Raw genomic sequence first — 2697 nt, 5'->3', positions numbered from 1 at the left:
TGTAAGCAGTAAATAATAATGCAGCAAAATCGGTAAATATGAGTGCAGCAAAAACGGTAACAATGCTACAGCAAAAATGGCAACATTAGTGCAGCAATAAGGCTACAGTTGTTACATAGTTCATCCCCCCAGGATTGCTCCCGGAGGGATTTTTTTAACCTTTGTCAATCATCACAAAGACAGGGTTAAATGAACTATTTAAACAAACTTATGACTTACCAGCGTATTCATCAACTTTATCGGGATAAGCATTCCATTCGATCCATTTCCAGGATAACAGGGCTAAACTGGCGTACGATCAAGCTTCAGCTTTCCATGAGTGAGGAAGAATTTTTAGTTATTTCTCAACAGAAAAAAGGCAGAAAAAAGATACTTCTGGAATTTGAAGATTTTGTATTCAATCGTCTAAGAAGGTTTCCAGATACAACTTCTGCTCAAATCCATGATTTATTAAAAGAACATTTTCCTGATTTTGGGTCAATTAGCCCTAAAACAGTCTATAATTTTGTTATGGCCATCCGGGCTAAATACAGCCTTTCTTTGGAAGAACCAACCCGACAATATCAAATGGTAGCCGAACTACCTTATGGACAGCAAGCTCAGGTTGATTTTGGATTTTATAATATGCGCACTTCTGAAGGAAAATCGCGCAAAGTACAGTTTTTCTGTATGAGCCTGTCCCGCTCCCGCTATAAATACGTATTGTTCACAGACAGGCCATTTACTACCATCACTGTTATAGAAGCACATGAAAGAGCTTTCTGTTATTTTGGAGGTATGCCTCAGGAACTTGTCTATGACCAGGACCGATTATTTATGGTTGATGAAAATTGGGGAGATCTAATACTTACGGACCACTTTCGAAAATATATCTCACATCGACCCTTGAAAACTTATTTCTGTCGTGCGGCAGACCCTCAGTCCAAGGGCAAAATAGAAAATGTCGTAAAATATGTAAAAAGAAATTTTCTATACGGCCGTTTTTTCAAAGATATTCAGTTGCTTAATGAAGAAGTACTTGCATGGTTAAAACGTACTGCTAATGCATCAATCCATGGCACTACAAAGTTAATACCAGCTGAGGAAATGGAAAATGAAGTGACCTTTCTTTATCCGTATAACCCTGTCCAAATGATGGAGCCAGAATATAGTTCCTATGCGGTAAGAAAAGATAACACAATTAGTTGGAAAAGCAATTTTTATTCATTGCCACTTGGTACATATAAAGATCGCCAAAGCCGGGTATTGGTGATCAGAGAAGAACAAGAGCTTGTTATATTAAGTATGGAAAAACAGGAGCTCTGTCGCCATATTATCTCACCTCTCAAAGGACAGAAGATCCTGCAAACAGACCATGGTAGAGATAAATCCAGAGCCATCATGGAGATGATGCAGGAGTTTGCTAATCTTTTTACTGATCAGAAAGAGGCATTGGGATGGATCTTTCAACTCAAAACAGATAAACCGAGGTATATCCGCGATCAGATACAATTGCTAAAGACTATAGTAAATAAGCTGGAACCCGCCCTGGCTCTTGATACTTTGTACTATTGCAGCCAATATCATATCTATAGCGCGTCTGATTTTAAGTCTGTTGCAGAGCATCTTGGAAGGCTACAACAACCGGAAATAATTACGCCAGTTACGACAACCAATAACCCATTAACAGCCCCTGTTCAGCAAAAAGCTAATGCTGAACCAGCCAGGAGTAAGTTGATCAACTATGATATAATCTTCAATTAAATCCGATAAAGCGGCCAGACAAAAGCCTGGCCGTTATTTTTCAAACCACAAAAATATATGGAAACAGAAAAACAACGAATCAGCGAATTATGTAAAGCTTTTAGGTTGGGAGGTATTAATAACGGAATAAAGACGCTCATTACCGAAGCAGAACAGCAGGAGATGGGATATGTAAAGTTCCTAAGCCATTTATTAGAAACGGAAGCAACCTATCGCTCTGTAAAGGATCTGAACAAACGGGAAAAGGTAGCAGGGCTGCCTCAGATGTCAAACCTGAATCACTACAAGACAGACTCAGAGGCTGAAATTAGCCCGAGCCGCTTAAAGCAACTTAGAGAACTAAACTGGCTAGACCAACTTTTTAATATCGTTCTGATGGGACCGAGTGGAACCGGCAAGACATATTTAGCTGCCGGATTGTGCAGGGATGCTGTAAAGGCCGGCTACAACGCTTACTTTAAAAGAATGGACGACCTGGTCAATATGCTTAAGACAAAGGATTTTGTTAAAACGCAGCAAGTTGAATATAAGCGACTTCTAAAGGCTAACCTCCTGGTGATTGATGATATTATGCTTTTTCCGCTAGAAAAGAATATAGCAATATCATTTTTTAATTTTATCAATCAGATTTATGAATCAACATCAATAATAATTACAACCAATAAGAAGCCTTCAGACTGGAGCAAACAACTGGATGATGAGGTGCTGGCTACTGCTTTGTTGGATCGTTTGCTTTACCATTGTGAAGTCATAAACTTTAGCGGAGAAAGCTACAGATTGAAGAATCGGAAAACAATTTTTGAAGGATACTGATAACAGACTACATTTGCCGGATTGTGTAGCAATTGTTACCGATTTTGCTGTACCATTGTTGCCGTTTTTGCTGCAGTATTGTTACCGAATTTGTTGCATTCATTCTTACTGAAATCGCTGCATTATTATTTACCATTTACA

2 protein-coding genes are annotated in these 2697 nt (G+C 38.8%); both read left to right on the top strand.

Annotated elements, in window-relative coordinates; genetic code table 11:
* The first annotated feature begins 189 nt into the window (after positions 1–189).
* Positions 190–1743 (top strand): IS21 family transposase, encoded by a 1554-nt coding sequence (gene istA, locus GO493_RS30655; RefSeq protein WP_317165478.1) that lies wholly within the window; start codon positions 190–192, stop codon positions 1741–1743.
* A 57-nt stretch (positions 1744–1800) separates the two neighbouring features.
* A complete protein-coding gene (gene istB / locus GO493_RS30650) occupies positions 1801–2556 on the top strand; it encodes an IS21-like element helper ATPase IstB (protein WP_157310061.1) in 756 nt (251 codons plus the stop codon).
* Positions 2557–2697 lie beyond the last annotated feature (141 nt).

This window comes from Chitinophaga tropicalis, from assembly GCF_009758205.1.
Taxonomy (GTDB): Bacteria; Bacteroidota; Bacteroidia; order Chitinophagales; family Chitinophagaceae; genus Chitinophaga; species Chitinophaga tropicalis.
The sequence above is the reverse complement of the archived record's forward strand: the minus strand, read 5'-3'. Positions and strand labels throughout refer to the sequence as shown.

Excerpts from the sequence above, each read along its gene's own strand:
- istA (WP_317165478.1), top strand. The coding sequence starts at position 190 with ATGAACTATTTAAACAAACTTATGACTTACCAGCGTATTCATCAACTT.
- istB (WP_157310061.1), top strand. The coding sequence starts at position 1,801 with ATGGAAACAGAAAAACAACGAATCAGCGAATTATGTAAAGCTTTTAGG.